22 protein-coding genes are annotated in these 23121 nt (G+C 44.1%); 5 read left to right on the top strand and 17 right to left on the bottom strand.

Annotation, left to right across the window (positions count from 1 at the left end; all coding sequences use genetic code 11):
- Positions 1-127: 127 nt before the first annotated feature.
- Positions 128-856 (top strand): SDR family oxidoreductase, encoded by a 729-nt coding sequence (locus tag BK120_RS07230; protein WP_076266816.1) that lies wholly within the window; start codon positions 128-130, stop codon positions 854-856.
- A gap of 77 nt (positions 857-933) precedes the next feature.
- Here BK120_RS07230 and BK120_RS07225 read toward each other — a convergent pair whose 3' ends face one another.
- The 11 genes from BK120_RS07225 to BK120_RS07175 all read right to left on the bottom strand — a co-directional run bounded on the left by BK120_RS07225 (position 934) and on the right by BK120_RS07175 (position 12775).
- The gene (locus tag BK120_RS07225; RefSeq protein WP_076266815.1) at positions 934-1425 is read right to left on the bottom strand and encodes a DinB family protein; all 492 of its coding nucleotides are present in this window, start codon (positions 1423-1425) and stop codon (positions 934-936) included.
- 207 nt (positions 1426-1632) lie between these two features.
- The gene (locus BK120_RS07220) at positions 1633-2493 is read right to left on the bottom strand and encodes a DUF92 domain-containing protein (protein ID WP_076266814.1); all 861 of its coding nucleotides are present in this window, start codon (positions 2491-2493) and stop codon (positions 1633-1635) included.
- Positions 2494-2572: 79 nt separating this feature from the next.
- A complete protein-coding gene (locus tag BK120_RS07215) occupies positions 2573-3334 on the bottom strand; it encodes a glycerophosphodiester phosphodiesterase (protein WP_076266813.1) in 762 nt (253 codons plus the stop codon).
- A 24-nt stretch (positions 3335-3358) separates the two neighbouring features.
- Entirely contained in the window at positions 3359-4651 is a 1293-nt protein-coding gene (locus tag BK120_RS07210) for a CapA family protein (RefSeq protein ID WP_076266812.1), read from the bottom strand.
- Positions 4652-4751: 100 nt separating this feature from the next.
- On the bottom strand, positions 4752-6200 hold the full coding sequence (gene hemG / locus BK120_RS07205; protein WP_076267057.1) for a protoporphyrinogen oxidase: 1449 nt from the start codon (positions 6198-6200) through the stop codon (positions 4752-4754).
- Positions 6201-6205: 5 nt separating this feature from the next.
- Entirely contained in the window at positions 6206-7159 is a 954-nt protein-coding gene (gene hemH / locus BK120_RS07200) for a ferrochelatase (protein WP_076266811.1), read from the bottom strand.
- A complete protein-coding gene (gene hemE, locus BK120_RS07195) occupies positions 7152-8222 on the bottom strand; it encodes a uroporphyrinogen decarboxylase (RefSeq protein ID WP_076266810.1) in 1071 nt (356 codons plus the stop codon). The genes hemH and hemE overlap by 8 nt, the downstream gene beginning before the upstream one ends.
- 211 nt (positions 8223-8433) lie before the next feature.
- On the bottom strand, positions 8434-9123 hold the full coding sequence (locus BK120_RS07190) for a hypothetical protein (protein ID WP_076266809.1): 690 nt from the start codon (positions 9121-9123) through the stop codon (positions 8434-8436).
- A gap of 2 nt (positions 9124-9125) precedes the next feature.
- On the bottom strand, positions 9126-9728 hold the full coding sequence (locus BK120_RS07185; RefSeq protein WP_076266808.1) for a hypothetical protein: 603 nt from the start codon (positions 9726-9728) through the stop codon (positions 9126-9128).
- The gene (pilM, locus tag BK120_RS07180; protein WP_076266807.1) at positions 9725-10768 is read right to left on the bottom strand and encodes a type IV pilus biogenesis protein PilM; all 1044 of its coding nucleotides are present in this window, start codon (positions 10766-10768) and stop codon (positions 9725-9727) included. Before pilM ends, BK120_RS07185 begins: the two co-directional genes overlap by 4 nt.
- 33 nt (positions 10769-10801) lie before the next feature.
- Positions 10802-12775, bottom strand: coding sequence for a hypothetical protein (locus BK120_RS07175; protein WP_076266806.1), 1974 nt, complete (start codon positions 12773-12775; stop codon positions 10802-10804).
- 73 nt (positions 12776-12848) lie between these two features.
- Between BK120_RS07175 and BK120_RS07170 the strand changes: the two genes are divergently transcribed.
- Positions 12849-13304: a type IV pilus modification PilV family protein gene (locus BK120_RS07170; protein ID WP_076266805.1), complete on the top strand. Its 456-nt coding sequence runs from the start codon at positions 12849-12851 to the stop codon at positions 13302-13304.
- A 21-nt stretch (positions 13305-13325) separates the two neighbouring features.
- Positions 13326-13832 carry a PilV family protein gene (locus BK120_RS07165; protein WP_076266804.1) on the top strand — a complete coding sequence of 169 codons (507 nt, stop codon included), beginning with the start codon at positions 13326-13328 and terminating at the stop codon, positions 13830-13832.
- On the opposite strand, the gene BK120_RS07160 is transcribed toward BK120_RS07165, so the two are convergent.
- The 5 genes from BK120_RS07160 to BK120_RS07140 form a co-directional block, all read right to left on the bottom strand.
- Positions 13829-14602, bottom strand: coding sequence for a prepilin peptidase (locus BK120_RS07160; protein WP_076266803.1), 774 nt, complete (start codon positions 14600-14602; stop codon positions 13829-13831). The genes BK120_RS07165 and BK120_RS07160 overlap by 4 nt on opposite strands.
- 71 nt (positions 14603-14673) lie before the next feature.
- Complete coding sequence (locus BK120_RS36365; RefSeq protein ID WP_372238961.1) at positions 14674-15024, bottom strand: prepilin-type N-terminal cleavage/methylation domain-containing protein; 351 nt, start codon at positions 15022-15024, stop codon at positions 14674-14676.
- Between the two features lie 143 nt (positions 15025-15167).
- Entirely contained in the window at positions 15168-16379 is a 1212-nt protein-coding gene (locus BK120_RS07150) for a type II secretion system F family protein (RefSeq protein ID WP_076266801.1), read from the bottom strand.
- 33 nt (positions 16380-16412) lie between these two features.
- Positions 16413-17450, bottom strand: a complete 1038-nt coding sequence (locus tag BK120_RS07145) for a type IV pilus twitching motility protein PilT (protein WP_076266800.1) — start codon at positions 17448-17450, stop codon at positions 16413-16415.
- 35 nt (positions 17451-17485) lie between these two features.
- On the bottom strand, positions 17486-19153 hold the full coding sequence (locus BK120_RS07140) for a GspE/PulE family protein (protein WP_076266799.1): 1668 nt from the start codon (positions 19151-19153) through the stop codon (positions 17486-17488).
- Between the two features lie 320 nt (positions 19154-19473).
- Between BK120_RS07140 and BK120_RS07135 the strand changes: the two genes are divergently transcribed.
- Positions 19474-20697: an MFS transporter gene (locus BK120_RS07135; RefSeq protein WP_076266798.1), complete on the top strand. Its 1224-nt coding sequence runs from the start codon at positions 19474-19476 to the stop codon at positions 20695-20697.
- Positions 20698-21178: 481 nt separating this feature from the next.
- Here the strand turns inward: BK120_RS07135 and BK120_RS07130 are convergent, their stop codons facing one another.
- Complete coding sequence (locus BK120_RS07130; RefSeq protein WP_076266797.1) at positions 21179-21811, bottom strand: O-methyltransferase; 633 nt, start codon at positions 21809-21811, stop codon at positions 21179-21181.
- A gap of 142 nt (positions 21812-21953) precedes the next feature.
- Between BK120_RS07130 and BK120_RS07125 the strand changes: the two genes are divergently transcribed.
- On the top strand, positions 21954-23096 hold the full coding sequence (locus BK120_RS07125; RefSeq protein WP_076266796.1) for a THUMP domain-containing class I SAM-dependent RNA methyltransferase: 1143 nt from the start codon (positions 21954-21956) through the stop codon (positions 23094-23096).
- Positions 23097-23121: the final 25 nt, after the last annotated feature.

Below are 23121 nucleotides of genomic sequence, written 5' to 3'. Positions count from 1 at the left end.
ATTATATTTTTTTATGATTAGTACGATTTTTCGTACTAAGTACGAACAAAGTGCGTACTTGGCAGCCTTGTTTTTGTCATGAATAATAAACACTAGAAGTGATTTGACTGCAAAAGGAGATATGATTATGTCTAATTTTTCATTAAAAAATAAACGTATCGTCATTATCGGAGGAAGCTCAGGAATTGGCTTAGCGACTGCAAAACAAGCGATAGAGCAAGGGGCTCAGGTTGTCATTGCCGGCCGGTCCAAAGAAAGGTTGGATGCTGCACGGCAGTACTTAGGTCATGAGCATGTTGAAGCCTATGCATTAGATAACAAGAATGAACTGGCGCTTCAGTCTTTTTTCGAGCAAATCGGTCATTTCGATCATTTATTTACACCTGGTGCCTCCTATGTTCGAGGTCCAATAACGTCAAGCGCTGAGGTTGCACACAGCTGCTTTAATTCAAAATTTTGGCCGCAATACAATGCGGTAAAATACGCTGCCCCATTTATTAACTCGAATGGCTCAATCGTGCTCATGTCCGGTGCTTTTGGCCAACGGCCGCTTGCGGGCGGTGCTTCCTATGCTGCCTGCAACGGCGCTATCGAAAGCCTTGGCAAAGCGCTGGCGGTTGAACTTGCTCCCATACGTGTCAACGTCATATCACCCGGCACCATCCATACGAATTTCAACTTGGAGGGTGCAGAGCAGGAAGTTAGAGACCAATCTTATGATGCCTATGCAAAAATCAATCTGTTAGGCAAAATCGGTCAAGCTGAAGAAGCAGCCCATACGACTATTTATTTAATGACTAATGCGTATACGACAGGAAGCACCCTTTTTCCTGATGGCGGATATATTTTGCGTTAAGCAGGTATTTTGTAGAGCACGGATAACACCAAAAGATTCCTTAGCGATCGCAAGAAATCTTTGGGTTCTGTAATCTATTAGTTTGTCTTAGGGCGAAACACCGAAGTGGATGTGTATTCCTCTTTCAAACATAGTTTTGCAATATAGAATAGTTGTCCCATATGTTCAGAATAATGGGCAGCACATTGATGCAGCATATCCAGATTCGTTCTTTCTCGGTTCCTCACCGTTTGGGTTTGTTCCAACGCTTCATCCGAAATCGTCTGAATCGTATCGATGACCAGCTGCAGCCTATCCTGAATGATCATTTGCAAGGCTGCCTTCTTTACATATTCAGCTTTAAACTCATTGTCACGGCTTCTCTTATTATCTACATGTAAAATACCTTTTACGATTCTCTCTTCAATATTGCCATCTATGTGATTGATCAACATCGATATGCTGTGACTTGATGGATCAGGCTGCCAATTCAACTGGTCATCATCAAGCTGATCTATCACCTTCATCATCCTTTTTCGGATTTCTTCAAATTTATTGGTTAACCACACCCGATTAAAACTGTCGTTCATATGATTCCCTCCTTGTGTATTGGTAGTCTATTGATTTACATATTTATGTAAATTTTAACGAGGTAGATATAGGATAAGAATAACATAGATTACCTTTTATTGAGTGGTTAGTGAAAGGGTTAACCATCGTGTAGATTGAAAAAAAAAGACTGATCAGGTGAATTTCTTCATCCTGATCAGTCTTTTCACATTAGCTATTCCTATCGGTCACAGAAAAACTTGACCGATCCCCCATGCTAGCACGCCTGCGAATAACGACGACAGAAGGTTCACTCTGTCGTTGTTCAGCCAGGCGAAGCCGCGCACTTGCTCCGCCGCGCTGCCGCAATGCGCGGCGCGCTCGATCTCGCTGCCGCATACCCGGCAGCGATACATGGCCTGGCCGGTTGCGCCGAGCAAAGAGTCGGCGAACGCCCCGGCCAGGCCAGCGGCGGCCGCTGCGGCGATATATACCGCCGCCGCGCCGCCAAGCGTACCCGCAGCAGCCTCTGCTGGCTGCGGGGCCGCAAGCAGCAGCGCGGCAACGGCGCCAATGAACACGGCGCCTGCGAGCGCTGCTGCGCTGCCGAGCGGCGTGACACCGCCGCTCGTTCCAGGCGTGACCGGCTTGCCGCTCGTCACCGATCGCGGCGCCGTCTTACTTAAGGCCCCGATCTCCGTGGCCCATGTATCCGCGTTTACAGCAGCCATCACGCCGATGTACGCGAATAGCCACCCCTCATCAGGCCAGATTGCATGAGCAGCGCACAATAGGAGTCCTACGCCGCCATTTGCCCATACTTGCCCTGCATCACGGCGGCCCGTCTTCGCATATTTGGCTTCGGCAGCTTCCTTCGCTCTATGTTTTCTCTTCCACTTCGACCATACACTCGATGAAACAAAAAAACCGATCAATAATCCAAACCAGACCGGTTCACCTAGAGTTACGAAGCCGGTTCCCATTACGATCGCCGAGCACGCGCCTGAAGCAGACAATGATTTCACATGATAGGCTGCTGCCGCAATAAAGCAGCTGCCCACTAAACCGATAATCAGACGCAACCACCATTCATCTATCCATCCTACCATCTAGCGAGCAACCTCCTGCTTATACACAACCCATAAATGCTTGCTATCTTATTCTTTGCACTCTATTTATTAATTTTAATCATTTTTTTCTATTCACTACTTCTAATTCCATGCTTTCAGCCCGCAGCTCATGCCAGCGTTCCGGGTAATTTGTACATATTAATAATTCCGGATCAAGTGCAGCAATTTTACGGATCGCACGTTTCTCATTGATCGTCCAGGCCATAATTTGAATGCCTGCATTTTTCAATAGCTCGACTCGTTCCTTGTTTAGCTTGGAATAGCTGATCGATAAAAAATCTGCTCCCAGCTCTTTTAGCTCTTTAGGCAGCGAATTCCGCCAGCCGTCAATAATAATACCGGTACGAATTTGGCTGCATAGGCGCTTCATGCGGTATAAGGTCCCTTCATGAAAGGACGTGATGACCACTTCACTTTCCGCTTGATATGCCTGTATACATTCAAGCACCTTCTGCTCGATCAACGGATAACGGATGCCGTCCGTCTTCAGCTCGATGTTAAGCTTGCAGTGTCCGACTGATTCTTTAATCACCTGAGCAAGCGTCGGAATATGCTCGCCTTGATACTTTTGTGAAAACCAATTTCCCGCATCTAGTGCAGCAAGCTCAGCAGCCGTCTTTTTTTTCACATCGCCTTTTCCATCTGTCGTTCTGCGCAGCGTGTAATCATGAATCACCATCGGTACATGATCCTTTGAAAGATGAACATCAATTTCAATCCATTCAATTAGTGGATCAGCGAGCGCCAACCGTATAGCTGCCATCGTATTTTCCGGCGCGCGGCTAGACCAGCCTCGGTGCGCTACGCACGGATTTTTCATTAAACGCTCATCCTCTCACTCGGCTCATTTTTCAGGTGTAATGCGTCCATCCTCATTCAGCTTTACGCCAAAGGAGACCGATGTTAGCCGATCGAGTAACGCTTTTGCTTTTTCTCCCTCTAATGGGGTAGGCTGCGCATTAACTGTAAACATCGGATGAAACGTCATCTCACAATCCCCTTTTTTTGTGCATAAAGCGTCAAGAACACCCGTCTCGCCCGCTGTCTCCTTGGGATATGAGCTAAAAATAAAGTTTCCTAAACTGTATGCAATCCATTTGCCTTTATACATTTCGAAGCCTTGCAGCACATGCGGGTGGCTTCCGATTACCAGATCTGCTCCCGCATCGATATATTGTTTGCCAAAATCTTTTTGATAAGGCTCGGGCTGATCGACTCGCTCTTTGCCCCAGTGCACCATCACGACGACGATATCGGCTTCCTTCTTTGCTTTCGCAATCGCTTCCGTCGCGCGCCGAGTGTCGTAGGTTTCAGCTAATCCAGCCACATTTTTATCCGCTTTCCATGAAGAGAACGGCACGACTCTGCTGAGGCCAATATAAGCTACTTTAATGCCCCGAACCTCCTTGATCACCGGAGTGAAAGCCTCGGTATCATTATTGCCCGCCCCCATATGCGATAGGCCTGCTTCATCCAAATATTTCATCGTGTCGAGCATGCCCTCAACGCCTTGGTCAAGCGCATGGTTGTTGGCTAAGCTCAAAACATCAAAGCCTGCATTGCGAATCGATGGAAGAACATCAGGCGAACCTTTAAACACATATGGCGTTCCTGTTACCGGAGTACCACGCTTCGTCACTGGAAACTCCAAATTTCCAGCCGTCAGATCCGGTTCGCTTAGGTACAGCATTGCAGGCTGATAGAGATACTCATAGCCTTCACGGGCAGTGATGGCGCTCACATAATCAGCAACGAGCAAATCCCCCACAAAGGAAAGGCTGACTCTCTCTTCCTCGATGCCGGCTCCGTTAGGATCCGTTACAGCAGAAGTATCTTCCTCTTCATTCGGTAGATTGGACCCTGTATCATTTCCAGACAAATCTACGTCGTCTGTTAAATCCGGCTCTTTTTCTGACCCTTTATCACCCGTGTTAATCGTTTGATTTTGTCCTTTATTCGCATTACCTGCGAAGCTTAACAAACCTTTGAGCTTATCTGAATTTTCAGCCGCAAGCCAGGCACCTAATACGATTATAATGATGCCTAACAGCGACAAATTAACGAAAATTAGTCTTCGAAGCCTCTTTTTACGTTTAGACCTATCCTGCTGATGCGTTTCAGAACGTGATATGTGCATGGAAGATGGCTCCTCTTTAATAGAATCAAAGTCTATGAATAGCTAGACTCTTCCATTATAGCAATGATCCACCTTCGCGGGGAGAACTATTATTGCGAGCTTACTTTAATAGTTCCTGAGCAGCTTCCTTGCCCTGTCTTATGCAGTCCGGAAGACCTACTCCATCGAATGCTGCACCCGTAATCCAAACTCCTGGCAGCTCTCGTTCGAAGCGTCCTCGCAGCTGTTTCATATTCTCAACATGACCAACCGGATATTGCGGCATGGAGCGCGGCAACCTCGTAATTTCAACAAACAAAGGCTCTGCCTTTATGCCCATTGTTTCTTCAATATCTCGCCGCACAGCCTTAATAAGCTCAGCATCCGGTAGTCTAACGCTTTCTTCATCACCCGACCGTCCGACATAGCAGCGAAGCAGCACCTTGTCATCCGGACTCGAATGCAGCCATTTATTTGATGTCCATGTGCAAGCAGTAATTTGCAAACCTTCTGAGCGAGGCACTACAAATCCCGATCCGTCAAAATCGAGCCCAAACGTCGCTTTATCAAATGCCAGTACGACGTTTGCAACGGATACATAATTAATAGCCCGCAGCTCGTTAACTTCCGTCAAAGGCGCAAGCAGCTCTGCCGCGTTATATGCAGGTGCCGTCATCACGATTCGATCCGCCCACAGCGTCTCCCCGCTATCAAGGACAACCTCATAACGAGCTCCCTCTGACGCACTCGAAACAGCTTGATCCGCACAACGTTTAATTTCAACAACCTTTGTACTAAGTCGTCGCTGTACTTTGCTCAAAGCTTTATCTAGTGCATTAACAAGCGAAGACAAACCACCCTTGAACGTCAAAAAAGTTCCACCCTTTGCGACGGCTGGAAGCGCCCCTGCAGCAGCACTCACTTTACGGTTATGCTGCATGCCGCGAATCAGGCTGCCATGCTTGCGCTCTGACGCGGCAAACTGCGGAAATGTAGCTTGCAGACTTAGCTTTTTCAAATCACCTGCATAAATACCCGCAAGCAGCGGCTCCGCGATGCGCCGCATCACTTGATTGCCCACTCGTCGTTCCAGAAAACCGCCAAGCGACTCATCGCTTTGCTCCTTGCGAACAGGCAGCACCAAATCCATCAGCGCCCGCAGCTTGCCGCCCCATGACAATAAGCCTGTTTTCACGAACGGCCCAATTTCAGTCGGAACCCCAAGCACGAGCCCCGCAGGCATCGGAAACAGCTTTCTTTGATGCAAAATATATGTTTTTTTCGCTCCTGGATTCGTTGTCGTAAGCTCGTCCGTTATGCCTAGCTCCTCCGCCAAATCAATGATGGCAAGCTTGCGCGCCAAAAAAGAATCCGGCCCTTTCTCGATGACGAACCCGTCACGCTGCAGCGTATTAATTTTTCCGCCTAAGGCAGGAGCCCCATCTACGATGGTTATCTCCAGCTCCCTGCCTTGCCGCTCCGCTTCCCGCTGCAAATAAAAAGCGGAGCTCAGTCCGCTGATCCCTCCGCCAATAATGACAATTCGATCAGGTTTTCCGATTCTCCGCATCTCATTCATTCCTTCCCTTGGCTGTCCAAAGCTTCGATGACCGATTCTGCCAATGTTTCCATATATAAAGGATCACGATTCAGCATCGCAATTCTATCTAAAGTCATATTCAGCTCTTTCGCAGCAGCTTGTGCTTCAATATCAAGATCGTACAGCACTTCCAAATGATCTGATACGAAACCAACTGGTGCGACAAGTACTGCTTTTACGCCCTCTTCGGCGAGCACTGGCAATGTTTCCAAAATATCAGGGCCAAGCCAAGGGTCTCTTGTCCGTCCTGCGCTTTGCCAAGTAAACTGCCAATCCTTCACGTTAGCTGCTTTCGCAACCGCTGCGGAAGTTTCAAGCAGCTGCTGCTCATAAGGATCACCAAGCTCACGAATTTTTTCAGGCAAGCTATGCGCGCTAAAAAGTACCTTCACACGCTCTTCACCGTCTGTAGCAGCATCCAAGCGTTCTAATCCAGCTACAACGCGATCCGTAAGCGCCTCAAGCAATTTCGGATGCATATGGTATTGCTTTACGAAAGTCATCGCGATACCTAGCTCTTTCGCCTTTTCTTCCGCACGCTTAATATAACTGCCCACACTCATCGTTGAAAAATGTGGCGCGAGTACGATACCGATCGCTTGCGTGATGCCGTCCTTCGCCATTTGCTCAACACCGTCTTCAATATACGGTTTTGCATGCTTCAAGCCCTGGTAGCATGTATATTTATTTGGAGCTAGCTGCTCTAGTTTGTCCTGCAAGCCGGCAACCTGACCGTTCGTATTTTCACGCAGTGGGAAAACCCCGCCTACAATCGCTTCATAACGACCCTTAAGCTCAGCAAGCAGCTCAGGAGTTGGTGCATTGCCGCGGCGAATATGCGTGTAATACGTTTCAACATCATCCATCGATTCCGGCGTTCCGTAGGACATTACAAGTACGCCTATTTGTTTCGCTTTATGCTCAGACATGACTAGTCTCCTTATGGCTGCGTGCAGCGATTGCCTTTTTAGAATACGATTGTACGAATGCAGTTAACTGAGCCAGCTTCTCGAGTGATGCTTCAGGGAACAAACCATGACCAAGGTTGAAAATAAATCCTGGCTCCTCTATTCCGCTATCAATGATCTCTTTCGCATAGGACTCAATCACGCTAATTGGCGCAGTCAGAATTGTAGGATCTAGATTGCCTTGCACGGCAAAGCCATGATCCAGTCGCAGGCGGCCTTCTGCAATCGAAACCCGCCAGTCGAGACCGATGACATCTGATTTAACATTTAATAGTTCCGGAAGCAGCTCTCCCGAGCTTACGCCTGGGAAGTAAATTTTCGGCTGTGGCAAGTCTGACAATTCTGCAAAAATACGCTCAATCGTCGGCAAGACAAATTTCCGGAAATCCGCTGGCGTCAAAGCGCCTACCCAGCTGTCGAACAATTGAAAGGCTTTACCGCCTGCCGCGATATGCGCGCGCAAATAAGTGATGACCATGTCGCCAAGCTTACGCATCAATTCATGCCATAGCTCCGGCTCGCTGTACATCATTTCTTTCGTACGCAAATAGTTTTTGGATGGCCTTCCTTCAATTAAATAGCTGGCGATGGTGAATGGCGCACCAGCGAACGTAATTAACGGCACTTCTAGCTCACGGTCTAGTATCCGAATCGTCTCAATAACATGGCCTAGATCGCCTTCCACATCAATCGGCTTCAAGCGCTCAACATCAGCAGCCGAACGAATCGGGTTCGCAATTACGGGCCCAATATTAGCTACGATATCAAAATCAATTCCGATAGATGCTACTGGATTCATAATATCAGAATACAAAATAGCTGCATCGACACCCAGCTTACGAACCGGCATCATCGTTACTTCAGCCGCAAGCTCCGGCTGTTTGCATATTTCAAGCAAAGAATACTTCTCTTTTATTTTGCGATACTCAGGATCATATCGTCCCGCTTGTCGCATGTACCATACAGGTAATTGATCTACTTGTTCCTTCCGGCAAGCCCGTATGAAACGGTCGTTATAAGACATTCCCGTTCCCCATTTCTATGTATTTTCCTATGCTTCCATTATGCCCTTTTTCCGCAAACCTAACAACCGCCGACACTCCACTTCCTATGACAATAGTATGACAATCAGCAGCAGGTTGCATGAAGGATGTATGAAAAAAAGATGGCTTCATTAATAAGAGCTGTAGCACTCTAACTAATAAGCCATCTTGTACTTATGACATTCCTTTGAATTAGGCTGATTGCTCCTGAGTTTTCTCCGTATCACTGACTTTACGGAAAACGTCTGCATATTGAGGAAATATGTACGTTTGAATGTTCATTCGCAAGGAAAGAATCGGTTTATCTTTCTTAATAAACGGATGCGAATTTAAATCTGGATAATCCTTATTAACGGTTTCTTTAGTTAATTCCGTCAAGTTCCACTTTTGCAATGTAAACAGCCGTTCATGCTTCTGCATATTGTCGATATAAAGCAATAGACTAGGAAGATGACCAACGACAACCACTTCGAGGTTATTAGTAATCGTATTTGAGTTTGGCACCGCAGTCTCAGAGGTTTGTGGAGTATTTTCATCCTCATTCGATTGCTTAACATAAGCTAGCGGTGCCATAGAGAGCAACGCTAAATCTTGAAAAAAAATGAGGTTATCTGAGTCAGTTCTTCTTACAGGCACACGGTTCGTTAATTCTTCTATCTCTTTCTCTGATATCTTCTCGTCAGAATATTCGTTTCTCACACTTTGCAGCGTCAGTTTTTTTTGTACTAACACTTGTTTAACTTGCTTCAAGTTCTCTAGCTCAGGTAATAGGTAAACATACAAAGATACTGCGTTCACCAATACCAATATAGCAATCCCAATGATAAAATAAATCTGAAATTTAGTAAGCGACGGCTTGGCAACTTTTAATTTGATCTCCATATTTATTGAGCTCCTTTTTCCTTATTAAGCTCAATGACCAAGGTTAGCTTATAAACTTCTTTTCTTTTCATTTCTATGACGGTTTCGCCATTTGCACCTGAAGTAACAGCTTCCGCAGACGTTTGCTCGTCCACTTTCTTATAGAAAGAAGATAATACAACATCTTGAAGCTTATCATTATCCTCCAAGTCCTTCATATATTGAATCACCTCAGATGCATTTACAAAATCGAGCTCCATACTAATTTTCAGATCATCACTAGCGGATATCGTCACTATCTTTGTTGTCAAAGGCAAATTCCCAATAATGGCCGCCAAATACGATTTCCATTCCGTTCGATTAAGCTCTAATTGGGCAATCATTTGCTCAGCTTGTTTATATCCGTCCACCTTTACCTTCAAATCGCCGTTATTACGGATATTGTCGGCTTCCTGCTCCGATTGTAAGCTCTCCTGTTGAAATCTGCTAGCTTCCGCTTGCCAAGTCTTCGTATAGTACAGCTGCGCGCTTAACAAAATTAACATTAATAACAACATCAGCGGCAGCAGCTTTGGATTTTTGGAGTTTGATTTTTGCTTCACAGGCAATAAATTTATTGATTTCATGTTTCCTTCCCCCTCAAAGCTAAACCAAGCGGCACGGCATACATTGGAACACTCCAGCTGCTATCCTTTCCTGCTTCAGATATTAGATCCAAATTCAGCAACGCGACAGGCGGGGTTAGACTATCCTCCATTAAAGAAGCTAGCTTATCTAGTTGTAAAATATCACCAGAGACTATCACTCGGCTGAATGTACGTTCACTCTTATTGATATTGTAGTAGTAAAAATTCATTAACCGCTCTAGCTCTGCTATTAAATCCTGTGCAGCATTCATGAAAAATTGCTCAGGGTTTGAGTAGTTATCTAGCCAAAGATTTTGTTCAATGTCGTGTTCTGTGACTAACGATTTGAAGGATACCTCGACATTACGGGTAATTTTGAAATGTCCATCTTCTATAATAGTTATCTCACTGTTTAGTTCATTTACATTAACGATAATATTAATTCCTTCAACATCGATTTGCCCCCATTCTACTAACCGCAGTAGGGAGAATGACTTGATCTCAATGCTGCAAGGAATTAATTTCAGTTGTTCAAAAATATCTACATAATCCTGCAATATGCTCGTTGATGCAGCCACCACCAACACCTCGCATAAATTCGCTTCTTCTGATGGTAGCACTGCCTGAACGTTAACAGCCTTCGGCAGCTTAATGAAATCGTAATAAGGATCGTCAAATGCCATACTCAAGTTATTTTTCACTTCGAACTGTACAAGCTTCTTAAGCTCAACATTTACGATATCCGGCAGCTTGAGACTTCTTACCATCACTCTTTGACTAGGAATGGCGAAATGAACGTATCGACTTCCAAAGCGCCTGGAGTCCAACACTATTTTCAATACAGCTTGCAGCTTTTCCTTATCCATGACCTTTCCATCGTCAACAACACCCACTGGCAGCTCTCTTGAGGAATAGTTCATTAATTGAACAGCCTTCTTGCCCTTTTGTTGAATCTCACAAACCTTAACATAGCTGTCTGTGATTTCAATACCAAGGGTTTGATGACCATTAGTTAGTTTTCTAAGTATGGACTGATTCATTTCTCATCCCCCTTGCGGCAGTGCAAAATGTAGTTACTTAATGCAGATACGTTCTTGTATGTGTCCTTTAACAAGACCATCTAGATATGTAGAGGTTGCATACTCCGAATTAAACTTCGTTGTACCACCTACGTAAAAACCTTTGGTTTGATTACTATTCCAGTCCTTCTTTAAGTCACCAAAGGTAGCGTCTTTAAATACTAAAAGCATACCACCAACATCTAGGCTCCCATTTAGTCGCCATTCACCAAAGTTTAAATCTGCTTTAGAAATTAGATTTCCACCAATCTTTATAAACGCATCCGTTTGTATAGTATTATTAAAAACAATATTTCCTTTTGACACTAATGAGCCTTTAATATTGAATGCTTTCTCGATAGTACTATTAACAGTAAAATCTCCTTCCACAATTACATTGCCAAGAACATTAAAATCAAAAACTGTATTTGCTAGTAGCATATTCCCTTTTATATAGATAGAGCCGCCCACTTGAAAGTTTTTCTTAATGACATCATTAATGATTAAATTATGATTAGCAACGATATCTCCTGCGACGACAAAGCTATAAACTGTATTTTTAATTTGAAGGATTCCTTTCACCTTCAAGGACCCCCCAATGGAGAATAATCCTGTTACACCATCTCTTGACTCTGCAACAGGATTGGTGAAGAGCATCCCGCCTTGAACAACAATATCCTTTTTCACATCAAAGCTAGTAATACCGTTTGTTGCATTGATACTTCCTTTTACAACTATACCGCCATCGACATGCCATCTTAGAACGGTGCTCTTATACTCAATATCACCATTCACTATAATATCGCCTTTGACAAAAAAGTTTGTCAGTGTATTATTTACCACTAAATTACCATTCACAATTAGATCACCGTCAATAACAATCGTGCCATTCGTTCCCGTATCACCAATGACTACATTTCCTTTTACAAGAACATCTTGTTTAAAAGTGATCGTTTTGTCAGCAGCGAGTTCTCTAAATCTCAAATTCCCCCCGACACGTACGTCTCCTTGAAAAAGTATCTCTGCTTTGACGATATCCTTGAAGTACAAATCTCCATTTGCCACAACAGAATTCCCGTTACTATCGGAATCAATGACTACATCCTTTGTAATGATGGTGTTTGGCGATCCGCTTATATTTACATGTCCTGCATTGGTAATTGCTTGTCCTGAAACATATTTTGACAACTCACTTGATGTAACTTTACTATTTAATGCTGCAACCTCACTAAACCGTTTATCCAAGAACACGTTCTGGAATGCGTTTGAGATCACGTTAGAAGAATGATTGATATAATAGTCCGCTGTCGGAGCAAACCAATCTTTAAACTGAGTGTCCGTATAATCATTTAGAATATGCGACGTCGGCAACGCTTGACCCGTTGCAGGCAATATATAGCATGCTGCAAAAACTTTATTGTTTTTGTTATCCTTATTGTCTGTTGTATTGTGACTATTTTTCATAATGACCTTATTGCCAGTTGAAGGGACCGGCGGGGTTGGTGATGGTGTAGAGCCTGGAGTTGGCGTCGGCGTTGGTGTTGGCGTTGGAACAACGATGATTGGAGGAGAAGTAGGCTCATGAAGCGGAACTAAATTATACCTTAGCTCGCTTGCACGAACCTGATTTCCGTTTCCGTAACCTGCTTTAAAGACTACAGCAATCGGCTTATTATCGCTGTCATTCACAATATCCGCTTGGACGTTTAATTGGTGCATTCCATTGACAATGTGAACCAACCGTTCGATGTTTGGCAATGTATTGTTCGTTTCATCAATCTGTTTCATATCCTCATACATTCTAGCGAACACGGTCATACCTGAATGAGCATCTGTGAAAGACTTCTCTGAATTTGCGTTTGTTTTGGCTTGCAACAATCCAACACTCGTACTCATAGCAAGCGGAGCTATTACAATGGAAATCATTACGATAAATCCAAAAACAAGCATTAACGTTCCGCCTTTTTCGGACTGAAAAGATTTAATCATTGCCTTTTCCCCCTTCAGCATATTATTCTATGAGTAAATCGATCCGACTACTTAACTTTAAAGGAGCTGCCCGATGCGTAATCAAAAAGGATTAACATTGATAGAAGTTTTGGGCTCCATCGTCTTATTAGGCATCGCAGTTCTAGGTATCACATTCATTTTGCAGCAAACCGCTTTAGATACCAAATCAAATGAAAAATCAGATGAAGCAGTTGTAGTGGCTAGAAATGTGATGGAAGAAATCAAAAACAAACTAAAAACGAACAGTGCACAAACTACTGTATATGGACAAGCCATCTCACTAGAGAATCTGCGGAATCTTGCCTCAACAACCATTTATTATCCGGATGCCATTGATCGGCGGTATGAACTGGACATTCAATCTCATACAGCTTCATTAGGAACAGTAGCTCTTACAGATACAGCAGTATCCGACTTAGACTCCATATTCCGCCGAGTTACCGTCAATTGTATCGAGGTCTCTTCTTCTAAAAAATTCGAATTAGAAGCGTATGTTGAATATAAATAATTTCGATTGAGGTGAACGGAAGTGCGATATTATTTAAAAAATGAAAAAGGTTTGACGCTTGTTGAAGTTACTGCCGTTCTTGTTCTTTCGGTCATTATTTTAGGCTTCTTAATTTACCTGCTAAACTATTCAAATATGAGTCTAAATCAAGTATCTGCTAGAGAGAAAACACTCCAACAACAAAGGGATATCATGAGCCAAGTTGTGAAAACCGTCCGTAAAGGCTATTCGCCAGTACCACTAGTGAGTAAAACTAGCCAGTTGCGACTCGTTAGTTCTGAAAATGATGAGGCAGTCGATTACACATATGATAGTTCTTCGAAATCACTTACAGTCTCGTATAAACCAATTGTTGCAAACATTGTATCCGCAACCCCAACTTCAAGCTTCAAATTCTCTGATAAGGTTGAAAGTATTCTATTTGATGCCAAAGACGGTCGAATAGAGATTACGCTTGAGATGAAGCTGCCCAACAATTCGATCAAAAAAACATCAACCGTTGTTTATACTACTCAACGAATCAGCTAAAACATCAGCAAAGATAAATACCATCCAATCAAGCCGTTCCCCCAATAATAAGCCGCTAATGCACCTGCAGCGATATAGGGTCCGAACGGTATCGTTTTGCCTCTGGACTGTGCCCCTGTTGCAATCAAAGCAAGCCCTCCGATTAATCCAAATAAACTGGCGAGAAACAAACTGAGCAAGGTGAGCTTAACGCCTAAGATCAAGCCAATGAACACATAAAGCTTGATGTCTCCGCCACCCATCGTTTCTTTCTTCAACACCTTATCTCCAATGATGCCAATGATTAACAACGCCCCGCTGCCCGTAATAGCAGCAATGCCATAATTCAATAATGGAAGCGGATGAACGAGTAATCGGATGCATATTGCACCGACGACACCAACCACCACCACTTTATTTGGAATAATCATATCGGTAAGATCTGTTTGTACGATGATAACTAAAATACTGATGAAAAATAGAACAGCGAACAGTTCGAGCTTCCAGCCTATGTAATAGGCGGCATGAGCAAACAGAACGGCCGTTATGAGATCGCCTACGGGGTAGCGCCACACTATACGATTGGTACTTACTGTGCTATTGAGCATCGAGATTAGAACAGATAGAAACGGTATAATCGCATGCCGTTTCGGCTTTGTTTGATTGTTGAGTTCGTATGTAGGTGGATAAACAGGAAAAAGCCGTTCATCCCATCGGATAGCAACAGCGTTAAGCACACCGCTAAGAAGCAGCCCAAAAAACGCGAATGCGATAATAGCTGGTGTAATCATTTTGACCCTTCTTTGTTTTGGAGATTTATAGAAAGGCAACCTTAAGAGGTTGCCTTTCTATACTATTGTTATTAGCTTAAGGTTACTGTCCATTTATTTGCGTTAAGCGTTGCAGTAAATTTAGTCTTAGCATTACCTGTTACTTTCCAAGTAGGCATAGCATTTAAATATCCCTTAGTTACTAATTCTGTGTCAATAACCGCATCTGTCACAGTTGCAGTTTTCTCTTCATCAATCACGTACCGTAACACAGATTCGATAATAATTTGGTCGGTAGCAGCGTCTGCTTTTATTTTTGAATTGTTAATCGTGTTCCCAATAGCCGGGATAGCAATCGCAGCAATAATCCCAACAATAACTAACACCGCAAGCAACTCGATAAGTGTAAGACCCTTTTGATTCCGTTTCAATGCCATCAACATAAACATTCTCCTCTCAATTTTCAAAGCATATTTAAAACAATTAAAACCAAGAAACCAATACGACATTTAAGCAGCTCTGAGCAAGGGGTACATCTATGCTCAGAGTGGATAACGCTTATTCTCCGTAATTTGGAAACATCAATCTATAAATAGCTCTGCATCATCTTAAAAGTCGGCATCATGACCGCCATAACGATGACTCCTACCACACCCGTTAGCAGAACAATCATAAGCGGCTCTAAAAGCGACTTGAGACGGTCCGCCATCTGATCAACGTCTGACTCATAAAAATCTGCAACCTTATCCAGCATGTCCTCAGTTGAACCTGAACGCTCCCCGATAGCCATCATTTGAACAACCATTGGTGGAAAAAGCTTGGATTGTTTAATCGTTTCTGACATCGTTTCCCCACTTAGAACCTTTTCCCGAGTATCAGAAATCACCTTCCCCATTGCCTCATTTCCTACAACATTCGAGACGATAGACAAGCCTTGCATAATCGGAATAGCAGCAGCTATAAGTGAACTAAACGTTCTTGAGAAACGGGCAATTGCTTGCTTATGCCATAATGTGCCGAATACCGGTATTTTGAGAAGCAAGTAGTCCAACTTTTGTCTACCGGAAGCTGTGCGTCTAAAAAATTTCCATAATAAGCTCGGCACAAACATTGTAGCAATTACGATATACCAGAAGTTTTGCATAAATTCACTAACTGACATAACGATGCGCGTTGGCATTGGCAGCTCGATTCCCATACCCGCAAAGCTTGTCACATACTGAGGAATAACAAAAAGCATCATGAAAATAACGACGAGAACCATCATTACGAGCATCACCGTCGGATAGACCATTGCTGACTTTACCTTTTCTCTTGTGTTGCGCTCTTTCTCAAAGAAAACAGCTAACCGATGCAGCATCGTATCCAGATTTCCTGCTACTTCACCTGCCTGAACCATGCTAACAAATATAGGCGAGAAAACGGTAGGGTATGCGGACACTGATTCAGAGAACTGCTTGCCGCCTCTCATTTCTTCAGCAATGGCTGCGAGAAGTTTGGATAAGGTTTTGCTATCGGTCTGTTCACTCAAAATTTGAACAGCCTCTACTAAACTAATACCCGCTTGATACAGAGTAGCGAGCTGTCTGCAAAAGACATTAAACTGATCCATCTTGACTCGCGGCCCGCCAAACGATATATCCTTGTATAACGTCGTTTCATTCGTATCTAATATATCCGTAACCCACAAGCCCTTCTCGTTCAGAGCCTCGCGTGCACGTTGCATCGTATTCGCTTCAAGAATTCCAATTGACTTCTTGCCACTGGAAGTAATCGCTTTGTACCGATATTTCGGCATTTTACCCACTCCAATGAAACTCGAATATTAAACTTATAACTCACCGAATCCGAATAATGCTTCACGTGCAGCTTCTATTTTAACCTGCCCCTGCTGCACGAGTTCCCGCAGCGAATACTCCATTGTCTGCATACCTAACGCCTTGCCAGTCTGCATAACAGAACGTATTTGATAAATCTTCTCGGATCGTATTAGATTTGAAACAGCGGGCGTATTGACAAGAACTTCAAAGGCAGCTGTTCTTCCATTTCCGTCGGACTTAGGCAATAGACGTTGTGAGATGACGCCTAGTAAAACGGCTGCAAGCTGAATTCGAATTTGCGCCTGCATCGCAGGCGGGAAAACATCAATAATACGATCTATCGTTTGCGGTGCGTCCGCAGTATGTAAGGTGCCAAATACGAGATGTCCAGTTTCTGCTGCACTAATTGCTGTACTTATCGTTTCTAAATCTCGCATCTCACCTACGAGTACAATATCTGGATCCTGTCTGAGCGCTGCTCGCAGGCCATCAGAGAAGGACGGCGTATCCAGACCAACCTCACGCTGATTGACCATCGATTTCTTATGATCATATATAAACTCTATAGGGTCCTCAAGTGTTATAATATGAGCATTTTCCGTTCGGTTTAGATGGTCGATGATGGATGCTAACGTGGTAGACTTCCCGCTTCCCGTAGGCCCAGTTACTAGTAGTAAACCTTGTGGTTTCTTCGCAAATTCAGACGCCATCCGCGGCAGCCGCAGCTCCTCCATAGTAGGAATTCGGCTGGGCACTATTCGAATAGCTAGTCCAACGCTGCCTCGCTGCTTATACGCGTTTATTCTAAATCTGGCGAGTCCTGCTACTCCGTAAGAAAAATCAACGTCACCGTTTTGTTGAAGCGCAGTATACTGTTCTTCATTCATGAATTGCTTAGCGAGCTCGAGCGTATCAATCGGCTTTAGTAACTCATCATTTATGGGTATTAATTCTCCGTGAATTCGGAATATGATGGGAGAATTAACTGTGATGTGAATATCAGATGCTTGTTTGGAATGAGCTAAGCGAAGCATTTCCTCTGCCTGCATGTACAGCCCCCCTCCTGGCAATAACTAACTAGCCTTTATTCTCCAAGTCCTAACACACGAAAAACCTCAGTAACCGTTGTAAGCCCTTCTGCTGCTTTACTTAATCCATCCACCATGATTGGGATCATTCCTTGCTTGAGTGCATGTTCATAATACTCATTGTCAGATCGCTTAGAAATAATGAAGGAGCGAAGTTCATTATCTACAAGCAACACTTCATGAATGGCTAATCTGCCTTTATAGCCGGTGCGACCGCATTCTCCGCAGCCCGCACCCTTGTATAGGTGATCCGTTCGAATGCCATAGCTTGTTATAAGTTCTAATTCCTTATCAATCGGCGTATATCTCTGCTTGCAATGCTTACAAATCCGTCTAACAAGCCGCTGTGCCACGATACAATTGACAGAAGACGAAATAAGAAAGGGCTCTACTCCCATATCTATTAATCTTGTAATTGAATTCACTGCGTTATTTGTATGTAATGTACTCAGAACCAGATGTCCAGTCATTGCGGCACGTACTGATATTTCTGCTGTCTCTGTGTCACGAATTTCTCCTAGCATTACGATGTTCGGGTCCTGCCGCAAAATAGCCCGTAATCCTCTCGCGAATGTCAAACCACTAGTAGAATTAACCTGAACCTGATTTACACCTTCAAGCTGATATTCTACTGGGTCCTCTACTGTAATGATGTTCACGTCTTCTTTGTTTAAATGGGCAAGCGCTGAATATAGTGTTGTAGACTTACCGCTTCCTGTCGGACCTGTTATAAGTACTACCCCATAAGCCATTTCAATGCTTTTGCGAAAGACCTGCTCATTACGCTCGGATAACGCTAGTTTTGAAATATCCGCCAATGAATTTCCAAGATCTAATACTCGAATAACAACCTTCTCACCATGAATCGTCGGCAAAGTCGAAACCCGGACATCAACCTTTCGAAAATCAATATCGAGCTCCACTCGTCCATCTTGCGGAAGACGTCGCTCAGCAACGTTCAAATTAGCCATAATCTTAATTCGGGCTACAATAATGCCATGCATATTAGGTGGGAGCGTTCGCTCCGTTCTCATCACACCATCCACACGATAACGTATGCGGAAACTTCCGTCCTGCGGATCAAGATGAATATCACTTGCACCCAATTGCACAGCTTGTACAATAACTTGGTTGACGGTTTTCACGACAGGAGAATCCTCATCCGAAATCGCGTGATCTTCGTCTATATCTTTTAGCTGCAAATTTTGACTGATCTGCTCGATTGTATCTTGCAGCCCATAATAACGGTTAATGGCACGTACAAGCTCATCTTTAGAAGCGATTACTGGCTCAATTCGAAGCCCCGTAGCAATACGTATTTCATCAATTGCGAAGTAATCTAGCGGATCAGCCATTGCTAGAATCAGCTTATTGCTTTCCATGCGAAGCGGCATGACACAATGCTGGTCGGCCAGCTTCTGAGAAATAAGTTGTATAATCTTAGGATCTATCTTCTGGCGATAGATTTGTACATGCGGTATGCCTAGCTGAAATTCCAACGCTTCAATAAACTGCTGTTGTGTTATGTAACCCTTTGAAATCAATACGTCGCCAAGCCTAGTCTTTAATTCCCGTTGCTGAATTAATGCCTGCTGCAGCTGTTCTTCGCTAATTACGCCAGACTCGACTAGCAAATCTCCTATTCGCTTACGAAAACCTGACATAACTCATCACCATCTATCGATAAATTTGTAGATATACTAAAGATATTCTCACAATTTGGAACTTGATTTAATTAAATCAAGTTCTAGCATGTCTGTCAATGACTTTAGAACTATATTTTACTCTAATATATAAGTATTTTAGCCTAGTAAAGTAGATAACTATTTCAACAGGGTCTTATGACCTATGAAAATCATCCCATTATAAATATAAACGTTTAATAAGAAGAAAAATTACTTAGTCAATATTTTTAAATTGTACATTTTAATCATTTTATTAGAAGCAATTTTTTCGAACCGATCACATATGTTATAATTTTCTTATGGAACAATGGAAAAAAAATCTGATCGTGTTGTGGTTCGGACAGTTTCTCGTTATGGCTGGGATGACGATGATCATTCCGTTCCTGTCCCTCTATTTGCAATTTGATTTAGGTTTAACCGATAAGCATGAGATCGGCGTGTGGGCTGGGCTTATTTTTGCGGGCAACTTTGTGACGTCATTTATTTTTCAACCTATATGGGGAAAGATGGCTGACAGGTACGGTCGCAAAATGATGCTTCTCCGCTCTGGTTTCGGTATGTCCATCGTTATGGTATTGATGGGGTTTGCCACAACTCCATGGCACTTGCTGCTGCTTCGTATGGTGAATGGGACAATATCCGGCTTCAACCCTGCATCTATCGCATTAATTTCAGCAACAACGCCTAAAAACAAGATGGGCTTCGCGATGGGAACGATTCAATCAGGAGGCATTGCCGGAACGATACTTGGTCCATTTATTGGCGGCTTGCTCGCGGATTCTATTGGCTTTAGGCCGATCTTCTACCTGACAGGAGCCTTGCTGTTCGCAGCCTCGCTGCTTGCTCTATTTGTTGTAAAAGAACCGTTTGACCGCATGAAAGCAGCGGCTCGCGTGCAAGCCTCCGTCATCGAAGGTTTTCGAAAGTTAAGCGGCATTCCTCAGCTTACTGCGTTATTTGCCGTCACTTTTCTCATTCAATTCGCTATGATGAGCCCAATGACGCTTATTCCGCTTTATGTTCAGGAGCTTCACGGGACAACGGCCAACCTTGCTTTCTTGGCAGGCTTCGTCGGATCAGTCACCGGTCTCTCTAATCTCGTGTCCTCGCCGCTGCTCGGTAAGCTTAGTGACCGAATCGGCGCAGAACGTGTACTTGGCGTAGCGCTTGTTGGTTCGTCGCTCGCCTTTATTCCGCAAGCGATGGCAGGCACTGTATGGCAATTGCTCATTGCCCGCTTTTTTCTTGGCATCTTTCTCGGGGGGCTTATCCCAGCCGTAAACTCCCTTATTCGAAAATACACACCTGACGGCATGGAGAGCCGTTCCTACAGCTTCAACACCAGCACAATGAGTCTAGGCAACATGATTGGCCCGATCACGGGTGGTGCCCTCTCCGGTTGGATCGGCATTAAAGGTTTATTTCTTTTATCTGCGGTCATGCTCATGATTAACGCTGGATGGGTGTGGCAGTCGCTGCTTCGCAAGCGGCCACAGCCAAAAGAGCCGGTCAAGGACGGCTGATCGATTACATGGAGACAGCAAAGGTCATGAAGGAGAATGCGAATTCCTTCATGACCCTTTTTTAGATTAATGTAGTACCCTCGTTGTACATGCACATAGGTTCTTAATGAGTTCAAACGATACGACACATGCGACATCTACGTATGAGCACACATATGCGCTTAAAGATTACTTCCAACGCCAAATAGAAGCTGTAAGAACACATAGGTTCTTACAGCTCACAAATTGACGCTGCTTTCACCCAATAAGCACACATATGCGCTTAAAACCTACTCCGAGCACTCCCAACACGCCAAATAGAAGCTGTAAGAACACATAGATTCTTACAGCTCACAAATCAACGTTACTCCTACCCCATAAGCACACATATGCTCTTAAAACCTACTTCGAGTATTTCCAACAAACCTAACTCCCACCACCTATCAAAAAAAAGCCCTGATCCCCTCCAGCATTATACCGATGGGAGTCAGGGCTTGCTCTATTACTTCACAATCGCTATCGCTAATCCATCGTAGCCCGGCAATATCGTGCTCTGAAAACGATCGTCTGTTGCAATGATCTCATTAAAAGAGCGCACGGCACGAACTGCTGGACCTTCCTTGGCTGGATCAATCGTTCTTCCGCGCAGTAAAATATTATCGCCTACAATAATCGCTCCCGGATTAGCAAGCGCGATCGCGTAGTCCAGATAGATGGGATATCCTTCTTTATCTGCATCGATAAAAAAGAAATCAAACTTCCTGTCAGCAGACTTCAGCTCCGCAAGGCTTTGCTTCGCATCACCGACCCTATACTCTACCTTATCTCCGAGTCCAGCTGCTTCCATATGAAGCTTGGCTAGATCAGCATAGTTTTGCAGCAGCTCAAGCGATACTAATTTACCGCCCTCTTGCAGGCCCCGTGCCAAGCAAATGCCGCTATAGCCGCCTAGTGCTCCAATTTCAATAATATTTTGTGCTTTCGACAGCGATACAAGCATCGTTAACAGCCTGCCATACCCATCAGCAACTGATATATCCGGCATTCCATTAGCCGCTATACCTGCTTTTGTACGCTCAAGATCAGCATCTGCCACATAAAGCGAATCCACATATTGTTCATTTTGCAACGTCATTCTACTCTCTCCAATTTTACAATTTGTAAAAACAAGCTAGTTTGTCCTATACTTGATTGTATGTTTTTGTTCACGGGGTTACAAGCTTATGCTTTAGATATGAAGCTAAGGTCACCAAGAATTAATGAAAAGAGAGTGTAAAATGGAAAAGTTACAATTGATCGCAACTGCGCCAATGGGGCTTGAAGCGGTTGTTGCACGTGAATTGAAGGATCTAGGTTATACCGATCTTCAGGTAGAGAACGGACGCGTTAATTTCACAGGCGGTCCTATCGATATTTGCCGCACCAATCTTTGGCTGCGCACAGCAGGCAGAATTCTAATCAAAATGGGAGAATTCCCTGCTACCACCTTCGATGAATTGTTTGAGGGCACCAAAGCGCTTGATTGGCCGACATGGATTCCGAACGACGGTGAATTCCCTGTAAATGGCCGCTCGCAAAAATCTCAGCTGACAAGCGTACCTGCCTGCCAAAGCATCGTCAAAAAAGCGGTCGTTGATAAAATGTCTGCACGTTATGGTACCGAATGGTTTCCCGAAAACGGCGGACGTTATGTAATAGAAGTTACGCTAATGAATGACCGTGCCATGCTGACGCTGGACACTACAGGCGATGGCTTGCATAAACGTGGATACCGGAAAGTAGCTACCGAAGCTCCAATTAGGGAAACACTTGCCGCTGCTCTCGTTCAACTTAGCCGCTGGCGTCCTGATCGGCCGCTTTATGACCCATTTTGCGGTTCCGGTACGATATTGATTGAAGCAGCAATGATTGGCTGGAACATCGCACCTGGCCTTCGCAGAAGCTTTAACAGCGAAGGCTGGCCGCTTATTCCGAATGAGCTGTGGGATGAAGCTCGCGATGAAGCATTTGATTTGGTAAAAGATGATGTTCCACTTCAAATTGCAGGTTCTGATATTGATCCAGGAGCGATTGAAATCGCAGAAGCTGCGATTAAGAAAGCGGGTTTCGGCAAAGAAATCAAGCTTACTGTTCAACCTGTTGCCAAAGTGAAGCTTGAAGGCGATTATGGCGTTATTATTACGAACCCGCCATACGGCGAACGTCTCGGCGATGATGTACAAGCAGAGGCTGCGCTGCGTCAGTTCGGATTGACTGCGCTCCATTACCCAACTTGGTCGTATTTCTCGATTAGCCCATCAACGACAATCGAGCACTATTTCGGACGTCCTGCGGATAAGAAGCGGAAGCTGTTTAATGGACGTATCGAGTGTAATTACTTGCAATTTTTTGGCCCGCTTCCCCCTCGCGGAAATCGATAGTAACGAATGAGGAAGGATATTTTAT

Origin of the sequence: Paenibacillus sp. FSL A5-0031 (genome assembly GCF_001956295.1) — a bacterium.
Classification (GTDB): domain Bacteria; phylum Bacillota; class Bacilli; order Paenibacillales; family Paenibacillaceae; genus Pristimantibacillus.
Note: the sequence above shows the minus strand (reverse complement) of the source record. Positions and strands in the feature narration are given on the sequence as shown.